24 protein-coding genes and 2 riboswitches are annotated in these 20,710 nt (G+C 49.9%); of the genes, 2 read left to right on the top strand and 22 right to left on the bottom strand.

Annotated elements, in window-relative coordinates; genetic code table 11:
• Nucleotides 1-28: 28 nt before the first annotated feature.
• Nucleotides 29-1,129, bottom strand: coding sequence for a glycine cleavage system aminomethyltransferase GcvT (gene gcvT, locus ATW55_RS03720; protein WP_067712567.1), 1,101 nt, complete (start codon nt 1,127-1,129; stop codon nt 29-31).
• A gap of 90 nt (nt 1,130-1,219) precedes the next feature.
• A riboswitch (glycine riboswitch) is annotated at nt 1,220-1,300 on the bottom strand.
• 3 nt (nt 1,301-1,303) lie between these two features.
• Nucleotides 1,304-1,408, bottom strand: a riboswitch (glycine riboswitch).
• A gap of 176 nt (nt 1,409-1,584) precedes the next feature.
• Here gcvT and ATW55_RS03715 point away from each other — a divergent pair.
• A complete protein-coding gene (locus tag ATW55_RS03715) occupies nt 1,585-3,249 on the top strand; it encodes a DEAD/DEAH box helicase (RefSeq protein WP_067712557.1) in 1,665 nt (554 codons plus the stop codon).
• A 14-nt stretch (nt 3,250-3,263) separates the two neighbouring features.
• Nucleotides 3,264-4,154, top strand: a complete 891-nt coding sequence (locus ATW55_RS03710) for a YqhG family protein (protein ID WP_067712554.1) — start codon at nt 3,264-3,266, stop codon at nt 4,152-4,154.
• A gap of 82 nt (nt 4,155-4,236) precedes the next feature.
• On the opposite strand, the gene zapE is transcribed toward ATW55_RS03710, so the two are convergent.
• The 21 genes from zapE to ATW55_RS03605 all read right to left on the bottom strand — a co-directional run bounded on the left by zapE (nt 4,237) and on the right by ATW55_RS03605 (nt 20,679).
• The gene (zapE, locus tag ATW55_RS03705) at nt 4,237-5,163 is read right to left on the bottom strand and encodes an AFG1/ZapE family ATPase (protein ID WP_067712551.1); all 927 of its coding nucleotides are present in this window, start codon (nt 5,161-5,163) and stop codon (nt 4,237-4,239) included.
• A 14-nt stretch (nt 5,164-5,177) separates the two neighbouring features.
• Nucleotides 5,178-7,091, bottom strand: coding sequence for an asparagine synthase (glutamine-hydrolyzing) (gene asnB, locus ATW55_RS03700; protein ID WP_067712548.1), 1,914 nt, complete (start codon nt 7,089-7,091; stop codon nt 5,178-5,180).
• A gap of 27 nt (nt 7,092-7,118) precedes the next feature.
• Entirely contained in the window at nt 7,119-7,634 is a 516-nt protein-coding gene (locus tag ATW55_RS03695; protein WP_067712545.1) for a shikimate kinase, read from the bottom strand.
• 90 nt (nt 7,635-7,724) lie between these two features.
• Nucleotides 7,725-8,111 (bottom strand): hypothetical protein, encoded by a 387-nt coding sequence (locus tag ATW55_RS03690; RefSeq protein WP_067712542.1) that lies wholly within the window; start codon nt 8,109-8,111, stop codon nt 7,725-7,727.
• Nucleotides 8,095-8,514, bottom strand: a complete 420-nt coding sequence (locus ATW55_RS03685; RefSeq protein WP_067712540.1) for a hypothetical protein — start codon at nt 8,512-8,514, stop codon at nt 8,095-8,097. Before ATW55_RS03685 ends, ATW55_RS03690 begins: the two co-directional genes overlap by 17 nt.
• 58 nt (nt 8,515-8,572) lie before the next feature.
• Nucleotides 8,573-8,917: a hypothetical protein gene (locus ATW55_RS03680; protein ID WP_067712538.1), complete on the bottom strand. Its 345-nt coding sequence runs from the start codon at nt 8,915-8,917 to the stop codon at nt 8,573-8,575.
• Between the two features lie 43 nt (nt 8,918-8,960).
• Nucleotides 8,961-9,428, bottom strand: a complete 468-nt coding sequence (locus ATW55_RS03675; protein WP_067712536.1) for a prepilin-type N-terminal cleavage/methylation domain-containing protein — start codon at nt 9,426-9,428, stop codon at nt 8,961-8,963.
• 1 nt (nt 9,429) lies between these two features.
• Complete coding sequence (locus ATW55_RS03670; protein ID WP_235586997.1) at nt 9,430-9,810, bottom strand: competence type IV pilus major pilin ComGC; 381 nt, start codon at nt 9,808-9,810, stop codon at nt 9,430-9,432.
• Nucleotides 9,811-9,833: 23 nt separating this feature from the next.
• On the bottom strand, nt 9,834-10,826 hold the full coding sequence (locus ATW55_RS03665; RefSeq protein ID WP_067712528.1) for a type II secretion system F family protein: 993 nt from the start codon (nt 10,824-10,826) through the stop codon (nt 9,834-9,836).
• A complete protein-coding gene (locus tag ATW55_RS03660; protein WP_067712519.1) occupies nt 10,804-11,886 on the bottom strand; it encodes a GspE/PulE family protein in 1,083 nt (360 codons plus the stop codon). Before ATW55_RS03660 ends, ATW55_RS03665 begins: the two co-directional genes overlap by 23 nt.
• A 130-nt stretch (nt 11,887-12,016) precedes the next feature.
• Entirely contained in the window at nt 12,017-12,484 is a 468-nt protein-coding gene (locus ATW55_RS03655) for a Mov34/MPN/PAD-1 family protein (protein WP_067712506.1), read from the bottom strand.
• Nucleotides 12,481-12,954 carry an NUDIX hydrolase gene (locus ATW55_RS03650; protein WP_067712503.1) on the bottom strand — a complete coding sequence of 158 codons (474 nt, stop codon included), beginning with the start codon at nt 12,952-12,954 and terminating at the stop codon, nt 12,481-12,483. Before ATW55_RS03650 ends, ATW55_RS03655 begins: the two co-directional genes overlap by 4 nt.
• Nucleotides 12,955-12,985: 31 nt before the next feature.
• A complete protein-coding gene (gene obgE / locus ATW55_RS03645; RefSeq protein ID WP_067712501.1) occupies nt 12,986-14,263 on the bottom strand; it encodes a GTPase ObgE in 1,278 nt (425 codons plus the stop codon).
• Nucleotides 14,264-14,356: 93 nt separating this feature from the next.
• Nucleotides 14,357-14,662: a 50S ribosomal protein L27 gene (gene rpmA / locus ATW55_RS03640; RefSeq protein WP_067712498.1), complete on the bottom strand. Its 306-nt coding sequence runs from the start codon at nt 14,660-14,662 to the stop codon at nt 14,357-14,359.
• Between the two features lie 21 nt (nt 14,663-14,683).
• Nucleotides 14,684-15,004: a ribosomal-processing cysteine protease Prp gene (locus ATW55_RS03635; RefSeq protein ID WP_082685508.1), complete on the bottom strand. Its 321-nt coding sequence runs from the start codon at nt 15,002-15,004 to the stop codon at nt 14,684-14,686.
• 5 nt (nt 15,005-15,009) lie between these two features.
• Nucleotides 15,010-15,321, bottom strand: coding sequence for a 50S ribosomal protein L21 (gene rplU / locus ATW55_RS03630; protein ID WP_067712494.1), 312 nt, complete (start codon nt 15,319-15,321; stop codon nt 15,010-15,012).
• Nucleotides 15,322-15,444: 123 nt separating this feature from the next.
• Entirely contained in the window at nt 15,445-16,311 is an 867-nt protein-coding gene (locus tag ATW55_RS03625) for a M50 family metallopeptidase (RefSeq protein WP_067712492.1), read from the bottom strand.
• Nucleotides 16,308-17,096, bottom strand: coding sequence for a M23 family metallopeptidase (locus ATW55_RS03620; RefSeq protein ID WP_067712489.1), 789 nt, complete (start codon nt 17,094-17,096; stop codon nt 16,308-16,310). Before ATW55_RS03620 ends, ATW55_RS03625 begins: the two co-directional genes overlap by 4 nt.
• Nucleotides 17,097-17,271: 175 nt before the next feature.
• A complete protein-coding gene (minD, locus tag ATW55_RS03615; RefSeq protein ID WP_067712486.1) occupies nt 17,272-18,066 on the bottom strand; it encodes a septum site-determining protein MinD in 795 nt (264 codons plus the stop codon).
• On the bottom strand, nt 18,066-18,767 hold the full coding sequence (locus ATW55_RS03610; protein WP_067712484.1) for a septum site-determining protein MinC: 702 nt from the start codon (nt 18,765-18,767) through the stop codon (nt 18,066-18,068). Before ATW55_RS03610 ends, minD begins: the two co-directional genes overlap by 1 nt.
• Before the next feature lie 34 nt (nt 18,768-18,801).
• Complete coding sequence (locus ATW55_RS03605) at nt 18,802-20,679, bottom strand: peptidoglycan D,D-transpeptidase FtsI family protein (protein ID WP_067712482.1); 1,878 nt, start codon at nt 20,677-20,679, stop codon at nt 18,802-18,804.
• Between the last annotated feature and the right edge of the window lie 31 nt (nt 20,680-20,710).

Below are 20,710 nucleotides of genomic sequence, written 5' to 3'. Positions count from 1 at the left end.
TCCCCATCCTGCTTTACAATTTTCCGCATTACGAACTGGTTTTAGTTCTCCGATAAAAAGGTGTCTTCACAAAGACGGCTTGCAATCGTTTCCCGCGAATCTCAACTTCGCACATTTTACCAATTTCGGCATGCTGAGCTTCGACAAGGGCAAGCCCGATGCTCTTTTGCAGTGTAGGCGAAAACGTGCCAGATGTGACGAATCCAATCCGCTTCCCATCCATAAACACGTCACACTCAGCGCGGGCGATACCTCGCTCCGTCAGCTCAAAGCCGATCAATTTGCGCGCGCTCCCCTTTTCCCGTTCGGCAACGAGTGCAGCGCGGCCAACAAACGCCCCCTTGTCAAGCTTCACAAAAGGTGATAATCCCGCTTCAAGCGGCGTGATTGTATCGCTTAACTCGTGACCATACAGCGGCAGTCGCGCCTCAAGACGAAGCGTGTCGCGCGCCCCAAGTCCAACGAGAGTGACCGGGAAATTTGTCTTTTCAGCAAGTGCGCCAAAGAGAGCCTGTGCATCCTCATGCGACACATAGAGTTCAAACCCGTCTTCTCCAGTGTATCCTGTTCGCGACACGATGCATGAGATTCCTAAGACGGAGACGTCCTGTAAAAAGTGGTAATAAGGGAGGTCCCTGACGGATTGATCCGCGACGCTTTCAAGCAAATCCACTGCCTGCGGACCTTGCAGCGCCAAAAGCGCCGTCTCTTGCGAGCGATCCTTGATGGTTACGGTTGGTTCATGCGCACGAAAATGACTGAGATCTTTCTCAATGTTCGACGCATTGACAACGACCATGAAGCGATCAGCCGCAAATCGATAAACAAGAACATCATCCACCGTTCCGCCGTTTTCATGACACACAGGCGAGTAGAGCGCCTGCCCATCCACAAGACGCGTCACATCATTTGTTATCAAGCGATTGATCGCCGACTCGGAGTCCGCACCGGAAAACTCAAACTCCCCCATATGAGACACGTCAAAAAGCCCCACCTGCGTGCGTACGGCAATGTGTTCTTGCAAGATGCCGCCGCGATACTGGACAGGCATGTCCCACCCGCCAAATGGCACCGTTTTGCCGCCGTAGCGCTCATACAAAGAATAGAGTGGCGTGCGTTTTAAGGACATTTTACTCCCCCTCTCAAGACTCTTCCTATTAAAGTTCGGGTATTTGGCGCCAAAACGCAAAAAGAAGACACCGAATAAGCTTCGGGTCTCCTCTGTCCTCAAACCTGAGAGTTCGGCTGCTCGCGCAGTGTTCCCCGTGGGTGGCCGACAAAATGTCGACACTCTCCAGAGTGGCGTCCCATCGCGGTACTTTATACCTGAGAGATTCGGTTAGGGACCGCTCCCCTCCCCTTGCTCCTTCGGCGGCGCAGGATACGCGCACTCTCCCACGATGTTCATTCGCTCATGACACTATGGCAATGTAGTTGTAGTATACGCGGATACGCAAATGATTTCTAGTCTTCCTGGGCAATCTATGCAGTGTTGCGTTAAAAACCGTCGTCCCTGTTACCGCTTTCCCGCGCCCGCAGTGTGCAGGACAGGCTTTATCATCAACAAAAAGTGGGAGGTGCCGTGTGACACACTACATCGAACATGACGACCTCTTGAATGCGCTAAAAGAGCGCGGTGGCCTGCCTGTCGGCAGTTTCGAACTTTTTATGCTTGCCTACGAGGCCGAATTGCGATCGATCCATCACTCCATGGACGATCTGAGTTGTCTGTCCGTCTTGCCGAATCTCATTCCGTTTCCTCATCAAATCGAGACGGCCAAACGCGTCATTCACGAACTGCATGGTCGAGCTCTCTTGGCTGATGAGGTCGGCCTTGGCAAAACCATCGAGGCAGGACTCATATTAAAAGAATATATGGTGCGCGGACTTGTGCAAAAAGCTCTCATTCTCGTCCCGGCTTCGCTTGTTCTTCAATGGACGCGAGAGTTAAATGAGAAATTTGGCGTGCGCGCGTTTGCACAGCGAAACGAGTGGTCGTGGACATCCTATGATGTTCTTGTCGCATCGCTTGACACAACCAAACGTGATCCTCATCGCACGGCGGTGCTTTCCCAACCGTATGACTTGCTGATCGTTGATGAAGCGCACAAATTAAAAAACAGCCGAACGCGGAATTGGCAACTGATAAACGAAATCCAGAAAAAATATCTGTTGCTGGTGACGGCCACCCCTGTGCAAAACGATATGAAAGAACTCTATAATCTCATCAATCTGCTGCGACCGGGACAATTGGGCAACCCTAAGGATTTCACGAAGGAACACGTAAGTACGAAACGATCTCCCAAAAACCCGGTCGCCCTTCGACATGCGCTGTCTGACGTAATGGTGCGAAATCGCCGGGTTGAAAGCGCCGTCGATTTTACAGAGCGGCATGCCAAAACCGTGCCTTTAGAACTCTCAATTGAAGAGCGAGAACTCTACAACGCCGTCACATCGTTTGTCCGAGAAGAATTTTTGCGCAGAAAAGAAAGTAAGCGCAGTGTACTCGCTCTGATTACACTACAGCGCGAAATTTGCAGCAGTTCCTACGCCGCAATGGGAACGCTAGAAGGAATGCTCAAACGCGGCCGCCTCACGCCAAGCGAAGCTGTGCGGGTACAGGAGCTATACCATCTCGCAGAGGCTGTGCCGGGATACACCAAAATTTCTAAAGTGATCGAACTGATTCAAGCCATCAATGACAAAGTCATCGTATTCACGGAATACCGTGCGACACAGGATTTTTTACTCTACATGCTACAGCAATCCGGCATCAAAGCCGTGCTTTTTCGCGGCGGTTACAAACGGGGGAAAAAAGACTGGATGAAAGACCTCTTTGAGCGGCGGGCACAGGTACTCATTGCGACAGAAGCTGGCGGTGAAGGGATCAATCTGCAGTTTTGCAATCAAGTGATCAACTATGATCTGCCGTGGAATCCGATGCGTGTCGAACAGCGCATCGGCAGAGTGCACAGGGTCGGGCAAACGCGTCCTGTGTACATTCAAAACTTTAGCACAAAAGGTACGATTGAGGAGCACATTGTGCGGATGCTTCAAGACAAAATACAGATGTTTGAGCAAGTCATTGGCGAACTGGACGTCATTCTCGGGCCGCGCGCTTTTGAGGAAGATGTGCTGGAGGCGCTCCTTGAGAGCCGCGACGAAACAGAGATTCAAGTGCGTCTTAACGTCTTGTCAAAACGTGTAAAACGCACAAATCTATCCAATCAGCAAGGAACAGCAACGTAAGGGAGTGAGCTTGATTGACATCCGAATCGCAAGCACTCATGGATTGGGTAGAGCGCTATTTCGACAGTGTGAATGCATTGCGCCACCCATCTTCACCCAATTCCATTCGCGTACAATTGCCGCGGGAAATTGACAAGGAGCTCACTGATCGCCCCTTCTTTTGGATGTGGGCGGAAGCCATGCATGAAGATCCGCCCGAGACAGTCCTTCATCTACAGTTTGATGGCGCACCACTCCCGGAAGATCTGCCGCAAGGAATTCAAAAAGAGTACATCGTGCCAGGCTGCTACCGAATGCTGCGTATTGAGGCAAGCGCCAAAAAACGTGGGGCGTTTGCCGTCGCCTATGAACATGGGACCGTTCTTCATCCCTATGCTGTATTTGTGGTCAAGGTCTCATTTGTATCGGACCGAAGAATCGATTTTATAGAGAGTTATGCCATCAGTCTTCGGGATCAGCGCGTGTATCCAGACGCGATGAACCGCTTGGCGAGAAAAAAACTCATAAGTTCACGTCCTCCACAGAGTCAGCTCATGTCTTTACCGCTTGATGTTGACTTGCTTTTTCAGATCATGTTTCAATGCACAAAAATGGATATCTCAAGAAAAGATGAAACGTGGGCTGTGGAAGCTCGCAAACGTCTTACAGATGAACTCTCCCGGCTCGAAAATTACTACCAAAGCATGGATACGGAAGTTCAAGACAGTGAGAAGAACCAATCAGAAAAAAAGGGTAACAAACATGCGCAAGTGAACCAATCGGCGCGCGATTCGATGTGTCCAAAAAGTTTGGAAGGAGAATACGAACTCCGTAAAGCAGAAACCATTTGGCGGTTTGAGCCAAAAATTGAAGTTCGCCCACTTCAATTTGCGCTTGTTTATCTCTCGACTGCCCCAGGTCCATAACGTAAAGTAAACAAAACATTCTTCATGCGTTCCAAGGAAATGGTGATGGACTGAATTAGGGTTCGTTCGCTCACTTTTGATATTACATTTCTAAGACATCCATTGTCGCGATCCGATGATCTTCACCGTCTAGATACGCGAGTTTTGTCATACCGATAATTCGGCTGCGCAGTGGATCGATCAGCGGAAGAAGGTCGTTTGACAAGCGATGATACAACGCCGGCGGTTCGAAATTGCTGGTAAAAAAGGTGGGTAGGTTTCGAACAAATCGCTGATTTATGATCCGAAACATTTTTTCAAGTGTAAATTCATTGGCGCGTTCATGCCCCAGTTCATCGATTGCAAGAACTGGCACAGAAGAAAATGCGTCAAGAATTGGCTCCAGCTCTTCATCCCGTCCAATCGCCGAGCGCAAACGATCAAAAAGTGACTCTGCCTGAACGAAAATGCTGGGTATGCGACGTTCCTCAAGTTTATTCAAAATGGCGTGAAGCAAATGCGTCTTCCCGACACCCGCTGGGCCAAAAATGTAAATTCCTTTTGCCTCGTCACCTGTGCGATAGGTGAGCGCAAACGTTTGGGCCGCTTCAAACAGTTTCGGCTTTCTCTGTTGTTGCTCCTGCGGGAAATTGGAAAAACTAAGCCTTCGCTCGCGCTCTCCGCGTATCGAATAGGTACTGAATCGAGCTGCGCGCCGAATGGCTTGATGTTCAAGAAAAGGCGCACAATAGCCCGTTTTTAATTGCACGTTACCAGCGTGACAATCCAGTTGATCTCGCATCCCTTTGGCATCTCCCAGTTTCCCGCATAAGGGATACCCGCGGCACGCGCCACATATGCGTTCTTGCTCAAGCAAACTGATCAGTTGGGGTTCCGCTGCCTGAATCGCCTCGTCGGAAACGCCTAGCTGATCAAGTTCAATCCAGAGTTTTCTCCACTCGGCGGCAGATCTTTTCTGAGGTTTTGGAATGCGATTGGAAAGCAAAGAATTCATGCTTGAAAATGACATGACTCCACCCCTGTCTAGACTGTCACTTTAATGTCTTCGCTTGCCCGGCGCCGATGAACAGAAACCGGAATTTCTGAAATAAACGGTCGCCGCCTCGAAATATAAATGTCGTGCCAAAGCAAGAAAATGACAATTGCCCAAATTTTTCTGGCGTTATCCTTTTTTCCTGATTTGTGGTCTTCAAGCATCTGCAAGACAAGGTCTTTGTCAAACAGATCTGGCACATCACTTTGTAGTATCAAATCGCGCGCAAACGCATAGTGCTCATTTCTAAGCCACGCACGCGTCGGTACAGGAAATCCAAGTTTTTTTCGCGTGTAAACAGGTTCTGGCAGAAGCGATTTAACCGCTTGTCGCAAAACATACTTGGTTGTCCCGTTCATCATGCGGTACGACGCAGGAATCTGGCGAGCCACGCGAAATACCTCTCTATCTAAAAAAGGAACGCGCAACTCAAGGCTGTTTGCCATGGTCATCTTATCAGCTTTCATTAATATATCACCGGGCAACCACGTGTGAAGATCAATATACTGCATCTTTGTCACGTCATCCAACCCAGACGCGCGCTCATAATGAGGCGCAGTAATTTCCGTAGAACGTATCATTGATCGCGGCTCAACCGCAAACGCCCGTTTTTCATCTTCTGTGAATAAATTGGCGTTTCCAAAAAAACGTTCTGATATTTTCTTTGAACCCCTCATCAAATAACTGCGACCCTTTGTACCTTCAGGAATGAACTTTGCAACCTGTCCCAGGTTCCTGCGCATGCTCATGGGCAGGTAGTCAAACATTCGAAGCGATAAGGGTTCCCGGTAAATGGTATACCCGCCAAACAGCTCGTCCGCCCCTTCGCCAGAGAGAACAACCGTCACATACTGGCTCGCGAGTTGTGATACAAAGTAGAGCGCGATCGCGGAAGGGTCTGCAACTGGGTCATCCTGCTGATAGATCAGTCGCGGCAACGCGGCAAGGTATTCAGACGCAGACACGATCGTATCGCGATGCACCGTCCCCAAAAGCGACGCGGTTTCCCGCGCGTATGCAATCTCTGACTGACCGCCCGCTCCCTCAAACCCTACCGTAAAGGTTTGGACGTCTTCCAGTTCTTTTAGAAGCGCAACAATTGCGCTTGAATCAACACCTGAAGATAAAAATGCGCCCCTTTGAACATCGCTGTTCATGTGAACCTTAACAGAATCCCTCAGTACATCGAGTGTCTCTTCAATATAGGATTCAATCGGGCGCTCCCGCGGCTCAAAGGTCATGTGTTGATAGCTTTTTTCTACAACATCTCGCCCGCGGATAATCAGCATGTGTGCTGGTCGCAATTTTTTGATGGAAGTAACCATCGTGTTTGGATCTGGAACATATTGAAACGTTAGGTAGTGCCAAAACGATTCGCGATTAACATCACGGGAAATTCCCGGTATCTCTAGAAGACTTTTCATCTCTGACCCAAAACCGATCACATCATCAAGTACGGTGTAATAAAGAGGTTTAATGCCAAAAGGGTCACGCACCAAAAGCAATTGGTCACGCTTTTGGTCATAGAGTCCGATCGCAAACATCCCTCGTAAATGGTTGACAAAGTCAAACCCATACTCTTCATAGAGGTGAACGATCACTTCTGTATCACTGTCTGTCGCAAACGAATGTCCACGCTTCATAAGGTCTTCGCGAAGCATTTTAAAATTATAGATCTCACCATTAAAAACGACCCACACCGACTGATCTTCATTCGAGAGTGGTTGATGCCCGCCTTTCAGATCAATGATGGACAATCTCCGAAATGCGAGACCGACAGGCCCATCAAAATAAAACCCGTCATCATCCGGTCCGCGATGCACAATCGCGGCATTCATGCGCGCAAGTGTATCGCGATCGATAGGCGCTCCAGCACGATGGTATAATCCAGCTATTCCACACACAGTAAATGCCCCTTTTACATTGCTCACTCAATGAAATTTTACGAGATGGTCTAAAAAGCTGCCATAGATTCTGTGAATGTCGTGTACGGTGTCTGTTCGTTCAAGCAAAAGATGTGCGAATTGGTAATGTTTCTCTCGCTCAAAATAAAGAGCGCTCAACCGTTCATCGAAATTTCCGCCTTGTAAAAGCGGTCTCTGACGATCATTCCGTAACCGCTCTCTGATTATCGCAAGCGGAACGCGCAAAGAAACTACAAATGATTTTTCCTGCATCTGCAGGCGATTTTCTTCCATTAAAACGGCTCCACCGCCTGTCACAAGCACGCCAGGTGTATAGTGATCGAGCAAATCTTTCAGTATCTCATGTTCCAATTTTCGAAAATGTGTTTCTCCATAACGCGCAAAGAGTGTCGGGATACGCTCCCCCGCTTTTCGTTCAATCCACGCGTCAAGATCATAACAGAGCAGCCCATAGGAAGAACCCAGTGCGCGCCCTACGGTTGACTTGCCCGATCCCGTAAAACCGATCAAGGAAATCCACATACGTCTTAAACCCCTCCTGTCATCGTAACACACCCTTTCTTATCTTGCATCTTGCCTAGATGAGAAATCCCTGAATGACATTATTCTTCGCTACGGCGTTTCTTGAATCAAAATGATCCGCTGAATTGCTTGATTGTACGTCGCAAAAACGGTCGCACTTGCACCATACACGGTTTGCGAAACAGATAAAAGATCATAAATTGTCGAAGTAGCATTTGGCGATTCCACGACATCCGCATTCCCATCCTGAAACAGAATCCTTTGCTGAAGAATCTTTTTTCCGGCCTTGAGTTGGGACAACGCTACCGCGATTCCTGAACGGGCTGTATCTTTAGCCTGCATGGCCTGCCATTCGAGTGCTGTTTGTTTCGAGGCGGCAGTCGCCAAATACACACTTGTCGCCGTAATGACAGCTGCCACCAACAAGATTCCTAAGCTAACAGGTAGCGCAAATCCACGCTCATCGTGTCGTTCCAATTCCGAATGATCCCTCCCAGATGGCAGAGCGATAAGGCAGATGTGATCCATACCAGAGTGTCGCGCGAATCCCCCCTCCTTGTGTTAATGAATATGAAATTGTTTTTAGTTTTGCGGATACAACGACGCTCCCGGCGCCATTTTTTGATTCAATCAAAAGAGATGAATATGGAGAAATGCGATATCCATCCACAACGCTGTTGGGCATGGTAAAGTCAATTTGTCCATTGTTGTAATAGGTCACCTGATCTGCAGCGCGAAGATCATGCTCAAAAGCAACACCCACATTCCACAAGTCATGCTGGACTGCGGACAGGAATTGAATTTCTTGAAATTCTTGGCTTGATAAAAAAAGGAGTGGCAGAAGTGTGGCAATCAAGACGACGGTGAGAGACAGTGACATGATCGCCTCAACAAATGTGAATCCACAATGACCATAAACGCTCTCTCTATTTACTGAGCTACGGACCTTCCTGCCACACAAAAAGATTTTTCGACGGTTGAGTGTTGCCCTGTGGAGGTTGTACTTTGCAAATAATCTCGTATAAGTGGGTGTTGACGTGAACAATTTCTCGATTAATGGTGAAAGATTCTCCATCCAGTGTAATCGTTGAAACAGGCGCAATCGGTAGTCCCTCCTGACACATTCGCGCAGCTTGCTCAAGTTCACCTTGTGTCAAAAACATGACTTGTTGATCGAGCATGGCTCGCCTTAATGCATGCATACTCTGCACACCACCTGAAACTGCGAGCATACTGACGAGTGATGTTACAACCATTGCGAGAAGAATCTCAATAAAAGTCACGTTTACACACGCCCTTTTGACGGTTGGGAAATGCACTGCCTATTCATCGCTCGCGAATTTCACCACGGCCAAGATAAAGGGTAAATCCACTGAGATCGCCAAAGGCATCTTGAAAATAAACAGTACCCGACTCACTCACATCCCCCGATGAATAATACCGAATGTAGGGGCTCTGCAAGTGAAGATAACCCTGTTCAAACTCGACAAACGGCGCAAATTGAGCTGAATCAAACGCACCTATTTGCGAATCGTAGCGATAGTACTGTGTACCTTGAGGATCGAATCGAAGATCTTGAAAACGGCCAGACCATTCAGCACGCACTTGTGTAGCGCGCAGATCACTCGCAACAATCGCTGACGTGCTCCATACGTTTGCGCGCTGGAGTGTGTGGAGCACATCAGGCATCGCAAATCCGAGCGCGACGGAAATTACTGCGATTGTGAGCGTCATTTCCAGCAGTGAAAACCCTTTATCACTCGCCGAATGCGACGTGATTTTCCTTTTAGCCATGTCACTGGTTTCCGAGTTGCCCATGAACAGAACAGCTAACCGTCGCTGATGTTCCATTCGGGGAAATCGTAATGATGTAGTTTCCTCCACTTGGACAAGCGGGTGTGGAATCTAAATATCCGGCGTTTTTTAAATCTGCTATGACAAGGGCTGATGTGGGTTCTACTGGAAATGTATGATAGGTTAAATCGTACTCAGTAAGGGCCGCGCGGATTACGCGTTGATTCCCCTCACACGCTGTTTCTGCCGCCTTTTGGCCCGCTACCTGTAAATTCGGTAGAGCTATAGCCATGATTACGGCTGCAATAAACAACGCCACAACCATTTCGATCAGAGTAAACCCGCGTTCGCGTTCATGAAAGCGCCAGTTGGAACTTGTCATCACAATTTCTCACCCCGTTTCATTTAGGACATCTGTCTGACAAGCGATAGCATGGGAATCAAAAACATAAGTGTACTCACCATAACCATTCCTCCCAAGAAAAATATCAAGATCGGCTCCGCCCATTTTGCAATACGCTCCACATGGCGTTCCAGCATACGTGAAACGCTGTCAGAAGCACGTTGAAAACTTTCTGCAAACAATCCTGTAGACTCCGCATGCGCCATGATTATCGCAACATGGGCGGGCATTCGATCAATCTTTTTTAGACTCTCTGAAAAAGAGATACCTTGTTCAAGATCGCGTGAAATCATTCTGCACCACTTCCCTGTATTCAGCGAGTCCAGATCACCGATCACTTGCAAAGCGTGTAACACATCCGTTCCTCCACGCAATAAAAATGTCAGCATATCGAGACCTGGACTTGAAAGTACTAGTTGCGTGAACATTCGCGTGGTTTTTTTTCGCAAGAAAAAGTGGACAATGCGCGGAAAAAACCATTTTCTCTTCCAAACAATGAGAACACTAAGAATGCCAACAGCCCCCAGACTTATTGGCAAATAAATCGCAAAAAATCCAAAAAAATCGTACCAAACGTAAGACGAGGAGTTCTCTATGTGAAGTGCGTCTGACATTCTTCTAAGATTCGGAATCACTGTTAACGACATCGTTTCCATAACCGTTAAGGTCATCAAAAACAAAAAAGCGGGGTAGAGCGTCAATTTTTGGAATCGCTCCCGCATGACGCGTCGACGAATCAAATACGCACTGCACAATTCAAGCGCTTCAACCAGATCGCCGATCACTTCACCAGACTGAATCATCACGATATAAATCGCCGGAAATCCTAAAGCATCGCATCGGGACGATAGTGTAACCCCTGACAACAATCCCTCATGAATGAATTCAATCCACGATTTGAGTTGCGGATCGCTCACCGACTCACGCATGATATGGAGCGAGAACTGTATGTCAAGCCCAGCTTCTAACAAATCACGGAGATCCGTAAAAAGCATCTCCATATTCCTTGCCCGGGTTCGATTCTGCAATTTTTTCTGCAGCCACATCCACATGCACCTCCCGTCTGCGAAGGGCCTGCGCTTCCAATGGATCATGCGGCCCATACCGATCAAACAGTGACAATAGTTCATCACCGAACAGGAGGCGAAACAGCGCTTTGCGTCCAGTTACTCCTGTTTGCGAGCATGTCTGGCATCCACGGCCGAGACAACCGCCACAAGGTATCGAAACCAGTTCCTGGTGCACAATCAGGCGAATCACTTCGCGCAGGGAACTCAGCGGCAAATGAAGATCGCTCAGACGCGCCATCACACCTCGCGGATGCTCGACATGCAGCGAGGTCCCGATCAGATGGCCAGTCAAGCCCGCACGCACCGCGGTCTCAGCCGTCAGCTCATCACGAATTTCACCAATCATAACGACTTCTGGATCTTGCCGAAGTGTCGCCCGAAGCGCTTCAGCAAACGAGAACCCGTTTCGTTCATCCACCTCAATTTGACTGTAACCATCAATCAACCGCTCAACGGGATCTTCGATGCTAATCACCGTGCGCCCTTTTGCTTGTTGGTCCTGAAGAATTGCGTGCAATGTCGTGCTCTTTCCGCTACCCGCCCGTCCACAGACAATGATCAACCCGCTGGAACAAGACGCCATTCGTCGAATGACTGCCAAATCCATTCGCATCAGCCCGAGGTCATCTAGCGTAAGAAACGGGTTATCAATAGGAATCAGCCGGATCGCCATTCTCTCGCCACGTATCGTTGGTATCGTGGAGATTCTGAGATCACACAGACCGTGACGAGTAGAGGTCCGCCAATGTCCATCCTGTGACTTGCGCTGTTCTCCAAGCGTTAGCTTCGCCAGCACTTTCAGACGCTGCAAAACAACGCGAGAAACGGAATCCTCCAAGTCGCTGATCTCTGACGCGCGAAACATTCGTCCATGAACGCGATACGACAGCCTCCACTGGTCATCCATCGGGTCAAGGTGAACGTCTGACGCATTGAGAAACACACCTGTCGCAATGATTTCATCCGTCAAATCAGAAACGAGCATCCCACCATTTCACCCCCAGCTGTTCATGCTGAGTCTGTTCGCGGTGGTGATGCTCAAACCTTTTTACTGTTTTATAGAATCGTTTGTGTTTTGTATGAGTAGATGTCAAAAAGTGATAAAGGTGCGTTTGTCATAAATCCTTGCGCCCTTCCAGATAGGAGAATCCGTTGTGGCTGTTTTGGTAGGAAAAATAACGAGGATGAGCCAAGCCGTGTGTGAAGTGAATGATAACGTGGCGAAAATTTGTGTATCCAAACGCCTCTTGAACATCCTGCATAGAAGGCAAACCATCGCCTCGCGGGTGACTGTGAACCGTCGCTATCAGCTGCTCGCCACGCTGTTCCGCCGCAAAGACCGCGCTCACTGCGAGAGACGCCCTCGCAGTATACCGCGTCTCTGAGAGAAATGCACTCTCTAGCGCAACAAAGCGCGACGCATTCTGTGTACCATCTTCAGCGCGCTGGCCAATAATCAATCCCCCTGATTCGTAAGGCATACGCTCTGTGGCGTACTGAAGCATCTCGCCAACCAAGTCATCCCCAAGAATAAGGGGGGACTGTCCGGGAAAAATGATGCGATGAAAAAAGCAATCGCTCATGAATGTGCCTCCCCGTGCAGTAACCGTTCTGCGTCGATCGCTTTTTTGCACCATGCCCGCACCTCGTCCGTCACGTCCATGGCCGCCATCTCCTCAAGTGTAAACCACCCGAGCGCAGTCGATTCATCATTTGACACAAGCGTTGTATCATCAATCGGATAAGCGAGGTAGATGAGATCGATGTGTTGATGGCCCGGTGAAATGTCTTCTAACTGAATTCCAGCAGGGCGAGGAAGCGCGTGGTCAAAGCCTGCAGGCTCGTAGTCACAAATGAGTGCGATGCGCAACCCCGTCTCTTCACGCGCTTCGCGAATGGCTGCCTGATCAGGCAATTCGGGGTGGTCAATATGCCCCCCTGGAGGAAGCCAGCGCTTTAGCTTTTTGTGAAATAGAAGTACAGCCCGCCCATCTTTTGCGATGATTGCAGTCGCCACAAAATCGCGCGTGAGTTCAATCTGATCTTGCGCCATCGAAGCTCGTCCCCTTGTCACTCTCCAACTGTCAATCGACAAAATCAAATTCCATATCGCTGATGCGAATCTGGTCGCCGTTTTGCGCGCCATGCGCGCGCAACGCGTCGTCCACTCCAGAGCGCCGCAAAATCCGCTGGAATCGTTTCACCGCATCGTACTGAGTAAAATTTGTAACGCGCACCAAGCGATCAAGTTCGTCACTCACCACGACATACGTCTCATCGATGCGCATAATTTCAAAGTGGATCTCGCGATCTTCAATTTTCACTTGGACAGTCGACTCTATCTCTACGGTTGAAGTCTCTTGAAGAGCCTTTTCAACCATAGCATACATGTGATAGACCGCTTCATTCAGTCCTGTGCGCGTCAATGCTGAAATCGGTAGAACTCGCACATCAGGGTATGCACCCATAAATTTTTCCAGGCGAAGATTAGCCTCTGGATCATCCATCTTGTTGGCAAGGATCATGGATGGTTTGCGAAGCAATTCCTCATCATACGCACGCAACTCATCAAGAATAATCTCATAGTCACGGATCGGATCGCGGCCATCAACTGCCGCCATGTCAATGACGTGAGCAATCACTTTGGTTCGCGATGCGTGCCGCAAAAAAGCAAGGCCAAGTCCCAAGCCCTCATGAGCCCCTTCAATCAATCCAGGAAGATCTGCGAGTACAAACGTCTTTCCAGGATCATTCTCCACCATTACGACGCCAAGATTCGGTGTCAGTGTGGTAAAAGGATACGCGGCAACCTTTGGCTTCGCCTCGCTCAATACAGACAACAGCGTGGACTTTCCCACACTCGGAAATCCGACAAGTCCGATGTCTGCGATCAGTTTTAGTTCCAGTTGAACCGTTCTGCACTCCCCTGGTTCTCCGCGTTCCGCCATGTCAGGAGCCTTATTTTTGGCCGTTGCAAAACGCACATTGCCCCGTCCCCCGCGCCCACCGCGCGCAATGACCGCCGTTTGACCAGCACGTGTCAAATCTGCAATCGGCTGTCCCGTTACCGCATCGCGCACGAGTGTCCCTGGTGGTACTTTTACGATCAGATCAGTCGCATTTGCCCCGTGTTGGTTCTTGGGACGGCCTTTTTCACCGTGCTTTGCCCGCAAGTGACGTTGATAACGAAAATCCATAAGCGTGCGCAACCCTTCGTCTACAAAAAAAACAACGCTGCCCCCCCTGCCGCCATCTCCGCCGGCAGGGCCACCAAGCGGAACATACTTTTCTCGTCGGTACGCAACCATCCCGTCGCCACCGTCTCCCCCTTGAACCTCAACCGTCGCAACATCAATAAACACTTTGCTCGCCTCCTTCTATCCCTTTATATCTATCGCTTTATAATGAAGTGACCCAGCCGCAGTTGCGACTGGGTCACGCGCCTTCTGACTCTCTTATTGCTGTGCAACAGCAGACTCAGCAACCACTGGATAAACACTGACGCGCTTGCGATCGCGTCCCCAGCGCTCAAACTTGACCCGACCCTCGATTTTTGCAAAGAGTGTATCGTCACTGCCAAGACCTACATTCAGGCCAGGATAGATCCGCGTGCCGCGTTGACGCACCAAAATGCTGCCTCCGCTGACAACCTGACCGTCTGCGCGCTTTACGCCAAGACGCTTGGAATGGCTGTCTCGACCATTTCGTGTCGAGGACACCCCTTTTTTATGAGCAAATCGTTGAAGATCTAACCGCAACATGAATGTCACTCCCTCTTTCCGTCATTTCGCATGAATCTCTGTGCGAAGTCTGATGTGTGCTCCATACTCTTGCTCCATGTCCTGCATCCCTACAAGCATGCTTTCTGTCAGGAGTTGTGCGTCACGACTTTGTGGCACATCAAACATGACATAGCCATCCTGCTCCACTGCATCTATGCGCAACCCTGTCAGTTGTTCAATGCTGTTTACACACGTTGCGACAAGCGTGGATACTCCTGCGCAAACGAGGTCGTAGCCGTGCGGACCCGCACCTGCATGTCCTGAAACGACCACGCGCTCGATCACCTGTTTAACATTGCGCGTCACTGTAACGCGGATCATAATGCTTAGAGCGTAATCGCGTCGACTCGAACTTTTGTAAACGGTTGACGATGGCCTTGTTTGCGGCGATAGTTCTTTTTCGACTTGTATTTAAAGACGATGATTTTCTTCGCTTTACCGTGATCAAGGACGGTGACTTGCACTTTCGCCCCTGGAACATGCGGTGTTCCCACGGTGATGGACTGATCTTTTTCAACCAAGTATACACGATCCAAAACGACCTGATCACCAACTGCAGCCTCAAGTTTTTCTACGTAAAGGGTAGATCCTTCCGTCACTTTAAACTGCTTGCCACCTGTTTCGACAATTGCGTACATCCTATACGCACCTCCTGTTGTAGACTCGCTGTCTGTAAGGCACGGCAAAGTGCCGATTTGAAGCCTTCTCCATGCGGTTGACACATTGAAAATGCGTCACTTAAGCAGAATAACACACGTTGGTTAGGAGAGCAATGCGCGCAGTGGCAAAGTCCACCCTGATGATTCAAATATGGCGTCAAGAATTTCATCTTGCGTGACGGGACGCGGTTCCTTTGGATAAGTCGACTGCACATAGATGACATGATAGGCGCCGGGGGAGAATTGGCTAGCAACATCGCCAAGTTTCATATCTTCCTGCGCCAGCATGGAGCGAATAGGACGCGGGGTTGCCATTTGCTGATGGCGCAGCGCATCAAGAAAGCGAAGCGTTTCGTATCGCGACTGGCGGTGCAGGGAAAATGCCGAGTAAAGCAAAAATAGACCGAGCGCAAAAATGCCAAGATCAGCATAACCAAGAACGAGTGAGATGCCGCCAATGCCCATAAGAACAACTGCGACCAAAAAGGACACACGCGTCACCACCTTTGTCGCAGAGTGATATCCTCGTGTAAGCGCAAGCCCCGCGCGAGCAATTCTTCCGCCGTCAAGCGGAAGAGCAGGAAGCAAGTTAAATAGCGCAATTGACAGATTGATTGATACAAAAGAGTTCGTCCACGCTTCACTTAGGACACCACTCGCGCGCAGTGGAAGTGTTGCAATGACAAACAATAGATTGACAAAAGGCCCCGCCGCAGCAATCAAGGTTTCTTCGCGAACATCAAAACCGAGTCTCCCGCGCATTACGGCAACCCCGCCAAACGGCAAGAGCTCGATCGATTCTGTTTTAATGCCAAACCGATGAGCCGCAAAAATATGTCCGATTTCATGCGCGATAACTACGGCAAATAGGATCGCCACTTGATCGAGGACATGCCCGAAATAAGCGAAGAGGATGACAATAAGAAATAGCGGACTCAAACGCACGCGCACGCCAAACAGTCGAATCACGCGTGAAGACCAATCAACTTTGCCGGATTTTCGTACCGACCGTTGTGAATATAGCCAAACGTCAACTCTGGGCTCTGCTCTGGAAGATAACCGATCGTCTCTCCAACCGCAACATACTCGCGAGGTTTGACAACGATACGTGCCATTTTCGCATAAAACGTCTGACCCATTGCGCCATGATCAATTGTCACATACCAGCCATTGGCGGCTGATTCGCCCACTTGCGTAACCAGCCCTTCAGCCGCGGCAATGATGGGCGAGCCGCGATGCCCACGAATGACAATGTCCGGATTCAAGACCGAAAACGGGCGAACGAGCGTGCCGCGCAGCGGAGGGACTACATCAACCGTCTGTGAAACCACTCCAACGCTTGGTGTTGATGTCAAAGGCACGCCGAGCAATTGAGCAATGTGCGGCGGCAGGCTTTGTGCAAAGTCTTGATACGTCAAGGATTGGCGCAAAAACGTAGTAGAAGAAACGGCAAAATTGCGATTGCTGTGACTGAGAATGGCGATAGACGCAATCAAAAAAATGGCGCCAATCACTTGTAGCGCGAACAGCGACATCCCTTGCTGCTTTTGCGTGAAGCGCCGGTCGTTCACTCCGCGTGTATAGAAGCGTTCGCGGACATGATCGCGTCGCCGACTCTCGTGCTCACGCAAATCACGTCGAACGGGGAGCTGGGCCCCAGTCCATGAACGAGGTGAACCGTACACATCGTCGTCAGGAGAAACACTGTATTCAGGTCGCACATGAAGCATTTCTTCTGGTCGCTTGTCCTCCATAAAAAAATCACCCCATCCGCATCATCCGTGTTTACTTCTCGTCCCACGTTTATGACACATCAGGGTGATTTATAACTTATATCATCGAGAGACCCCTCCATGAAGACACAACGAGAGGCAGGAGATCAGAGACATTCGGCTCCCTGGCGCATGCCAAATACCTTTTGCATGTGGGCTAACGTATGCCCATCATTTTTTTAAACTTCGAAAAAAACCCTTCCTGCTCTGTGAGCGACATGAGAGGAACAGATTCACCGACAATTCGTCGCGCAATGTTGCGATAGGCAATGGATGCGCGCGAATTCGGCTGTACGACCGTCGGCTCTCCAGAATTTGCCGCTTTGATGACCTGTTCGTCATCCGGGACAACACCCAATAAATCAAGCGACAAGATCTGGATGATATCATCGATATCAAGCATATCGCCGTTTTTTACCATGTGTGCACGAATTCGATTGATGATCAATTTAGGTTGTGGAATGTCTTCTTTTTCAAGCAATCCAATCACGCGATCCGCATCGCGAACGGCCGCCTGCTCAGGCGTCGTCACGACAATAGCCTGATCTGCCGCCGTTGTGGCAACGCGAAACCCGTGTTCTATCCCTGCAGGACAGTCAATTATAATATAGTCGAATAATTCCTTTAATTTTTTTACAATTGCTTTCATGGAATCTTCACTCAGCGCAAGCTTGTCCTTCGTCTGTGCCGCCGGCAACAGACTGAGGTTCTCGAAGCGTTTGTCGCGGATGAGCGCCTGCTCCAATCTGGCCGTCCCGTTTGCGACATCAAGAATATCGTAGACAATGCGATTCTCAAGCCCCATGACAACATCAAGATTGCGCAGTCCAATATCGGTGTCCACCATGCACACCTTGTTCCCGAGAAGTGCGAGTGCCGTCCCGATATTGGCCGAAGACGTTGTTTTTCCAACGCCCCCTTTACCTGACGTCACTACGATCGCTTCACCCATCATGACACCCCTTGTCCCGCAACTCGACGATTTCGCCGATGCGCCTTTGTTGCATTCAGCGCGCTCATTCGCTCAACAGCCATTTGCTCACCTTCACGCAAATAGGCAAATTCCATTTCGGCCGCCTGTACATTCCCTTCCGGCGCGCGTCGAATGACATCCGCAATGCGAATCTGAAGCGGCTGAAAATAGGCAGCAGCAACCACCGCGTCGCGATCCCCTGCGGCTCCTGCGTGCGCCGCACCTCGCAAAACCCCCATCACATACACATCACCCGTGCTGATCAAACGCGCGCCTGGATTGACATCGCCGATAATCACGATATCACCGTCATGTTCAATCACCTGGCCTGAGCGCACCGTTCCTTTGAAAACGAATGGCTCTTTTTTCATCCAGTCACTCGGTCTAGGAGCCCCGTCAAGCCCCCCCACCATCATATTTCCGACGGACGCGATCACATGGCGTAATTCGCGCTCCTCTTCATCCGAAAGTCTGCGATTCCCCAATTGTACATAGGCCGTAAGAAGTGAGGTTTCCTCGCCTTGCGAAGCATCCTTTCGCAGCGTATCCTCCAATGCACTCAGCACATCTCGAAATGGCATATCATCCCTGAGTATGAAAAGCAATCCATTGCGGATGCCTTTAATCGATACCGTTTCTTTGATGGTCGTTGTGGATGGACGCGTAGCAAAACGTGACATGCTAGCCCTCCTCCTATCGATATCTCATGGTAATTCAACGTTTACCAGTGATATTCCTGCTAAGCGCATACGCATGATGCGGAAAGAATCGATCAAGCATCCCGCGGGCGATCGGTCCTGTCGAATCCGCACCGTGACCGCCGCCTGGCACGACGATCGCGATGGCGATACGTGGGTGCTTAAATGGCGCGTACCCGATAAAAACAGCATTATCAAATCCTTTGATCCCAGTTTCCGCGGTTCCTGTTTTACCTGCGGGTGCATACGCTACCCCACCATGCGCCCAATGAAACGTGGAATATGCCGTCCCCATAGGATCATTGCATGCCATCCACATTCCGCGCTGAACTTCGCGCAACGCCGCTTGATCAATGCCCGCGATTGGATAGCGTTTAAAATGGAGTTTGAGCTCCCCCACCTGTTGAACCACATGCGGTGTGATACGGTATCCACCATTTGCGAGCGCCGCTGCGTACACAGCCAGCTCAAGCGGGGTGTACACCTCATTTTGCCCGATCGCCGTATAGGGTAGATCCGTCAACTGAAGTGAACTGCCATTGAGGTAACCGGTCTCTTCCTCGGGCAAATCAATGCCTGTCCCTGTTCCAAGTCCAAAGCCACGACTGTATTGTTCAAGTTTGTGAAGGGTTTGTGGACGATCTGTTTTTAGCCATGTGGACGTTTTTTCATTGCCGCGTGGCGGCCACCGACCATACCGCAGACTCGCTTGATAAAAGTACACATCACAAGACTCAGCGATGGCGTGCGCCATATCGAGAGGATCGTGACGCGTCCAGCAGCGAATGGTTGTTCCATCCGTATTCGGAAGTTTTAGCGCACCGTTACAGTCAATTTTTTCTTTCAACGTAATGGCTCGCTGATTGTAGGCAAAAAGTGCTGTCAACGGCTTCATTGTCGAGCCAGGTGCAATCGGCGCTTGGGTGACCCAATTTCGCTCCGCCGGCGCGAACCCGTTTTGATACGTTTGATAAGAGATTCCTTGGGAAAACCACTGCGGTTTGTAATACGGGTAACTCGCAAGCGCGAGAATCGAACCATCCTGAGGACTTATCGCAATGGCCATTGCGTGATTGATACCGCGATGCCCGTGGGACTTTAAATAACGGACTTGATCTGTGAGCAGATTTTGAATACTTCGCTCATACGCATGATCAAGCGTAAGGACAAGATCCGAGCCTTTGCTCGCATCGTGACAGTACGGAAGCGCGTGCAAAGGTACATTGCGGCTGTCCACCTCCATCACGATGCGACCAGGTTTTCCTCGCAGCGCATCATCATAGTAACGCTCGACGCCCGCCCACCCTACGCGTGTGGATGGCGGAAAATGTTCCTTTGTCACCAACTGCTCGATGCGCTGTGGAGGGATCGCGTTGATGTACCCAAGGATGTGACAGGCTGTATCTGCGTCAGGATAATTGCGAATCGAATCTGAAATGATGCGCACGCCAGGCAAATCAGACTGGTGTTCTCGAATATAGGAAACCGCGCGTGCAGATACACGACTTTCGACAAGCGTGTGTACACTCCCCGTACCATCGGATTTCAACCGACGTTTGAGTTCTTCAAGCGGGATGCGCAATACACTTGACAAGCTTTTTGCCACCGCGTCGACAGGGCGACCCGATCTCGTGTAGATCACGCTAAAGGACGGAGAGTCATACGCCATGACATGTCCCGAGACGTCCACGATTCTGCCGCGCGGTGCAGGCGTTGAATAGCTGTCAACACGATTGCGCACACCCGCTGCGAGGTACTCCGCACTTCTTCGGCACTGCATATCCCCGAGACGAAAGACCAACATTACAGCCGGCACGACAATAAGAAGCCATAGCGCGCGAAACCGTCGTTGACACTCTTCCCACTTCTCATCGTCTTTTGCATCTCGATCCATGCATCATTCACCTGTGAAGGAATTCCCGTTC

It is taken from the genome of Ferroacidibacillus organovorans, assembly GCF_001516615.1.
GTDB classification, from domain to species: domain Bacteria; phylum Bacillota; class Bacilli; order Alicyclobacillales; family SLC66; genus Ferroacidibacillus; species Ferroacidibacillus ferrooxidans_B.
Note: the sequence above shows the minus strand (reverse complement) of the source record. Positions and strands in the feature narration are given on the sequence as shown.

Excerpts from the sequence above, each read along its gene's own strand:
- ATW55_RS03685 (WP_067712540.1), bottom strand. The coding sequence starts at position 8,514 with ATGTCACTGTCTCTCACCGTCGTCTTGATTGCCACACTTCTGCCACTC.
- rplU (WP_067712494.1), bottom strand. The coding sequence starts at position 15,321 with ATGTACGCAATTGTCGAAACAGGTGGCAAGCAGTTTAAAGTGACGGAA.
- ATW55_RS03665 (WP_067712528.1), bottom strand. The coding sequence starts at position 10,826 with ATGCTTTTTACGGATCTCCGTGATTTGTTAGAAGCTGGGCTTGACATA.
- rpmA (WP_067712498.1), bottom strand. The coding sequence starts at position 14,662 with ATGTTGCGGTTAGATCTTCAACGATTTGCTCATAAAAAAGGGGTGTCC.
- ATW55_RS03670 (WP_235586997.1), bottom strand. The coding sequence starts at position 9,810 with ATGACAAGTTCCAACTGGCGCTTTCATGAACGCGAACGCGGGTTTACT.
- zapE (WP_067712551.1), bottom strand. The coding sequence starts at position 5,163 with ATGTCATTTTCAAGCATGAATTCTTTGCTTTCCAATCGCATTCCAAAA.
- ATW55_RS03675 (WP_067712536.1), bottom strand. The coding sequence starts at position 9,428 with ATGGCTAAAAGGAAAATCACGTCGCATTCGGCGAGTGATAAAGGGTTT.
- ATW55_RS03660 (WP_067712519.1), bottom strand. The coding sequence starts at position 11,886 with ATGCTCGTTTCTGATTTGACGGATGAAATCATTGCGACAGGTGTGTTT.
- ATW55_RS03610 (WP_067712484.1), bottom strand. The coding sequence starts at position 18,767 with ATGTCACGTTTTGCTACGCGTCCATCCACAACGACCATCAAAGAAACG.
- ATW55_RS03655 (WP_067712506.1), bottom strand. The coding sequence starts at position 12,484 with ATGAGCGATTGCTTTTTTCATCGCATCATTTTTCCCGGACAGTCCCCC.
- ATW55_RS03605 (WP_067712482.1), bottom strand. The coding sequence starts at position 20,679 with ATGGATCGAGATGCAAAAGACGATGAGAAGTGGGAAGAGTGTCAACGA.
- ATW55_RS03650 (WP_067712503.1), bottom strand. The coding sequence starts at position 12,954 with ATGGCGCAAGATCAGATTGAACTCACGCGCGATTTTGTGGCGACTGCA.
- ATW55_RS03635 (WP_082685508.1), bottom strand. The coding sequence starts at position 15,004 with ATGATCCGCGTTACAGTGACGCGCAATGTTAAACAGGTGATCGAGCGC.
- ATW55_RS03620 (WP_067712489.1), bottom strand. The coding sequence starts at position 17,096 with ATGGAGGACAAGCGACCAGAAGAAATGCTTCATGTGCGACCTGAATAC.
- ATW55_RS03695 (WP_067712545.1), bottom strand. The coding sequence starts at position 7,634 with ATGTGGATTTCCTTGATCGGTTTTACGGGATCGGGCAAGTCAACCGTA.
- gcvT (WP_067712567.1), bottom strand. The coding sequence starts at position 1,129 with ATGTCCTTAAAACGCACGCCACTCTATTCTTTGTATGAGCGCTACGGC.
- minD (WP_067712486.1), bottom strand. The coding sequence starts at position 18,066 with ATGGGTGAAGCGATCGTAGTGACGTCAGGTAAAGGGGGCGTTGGAAAA.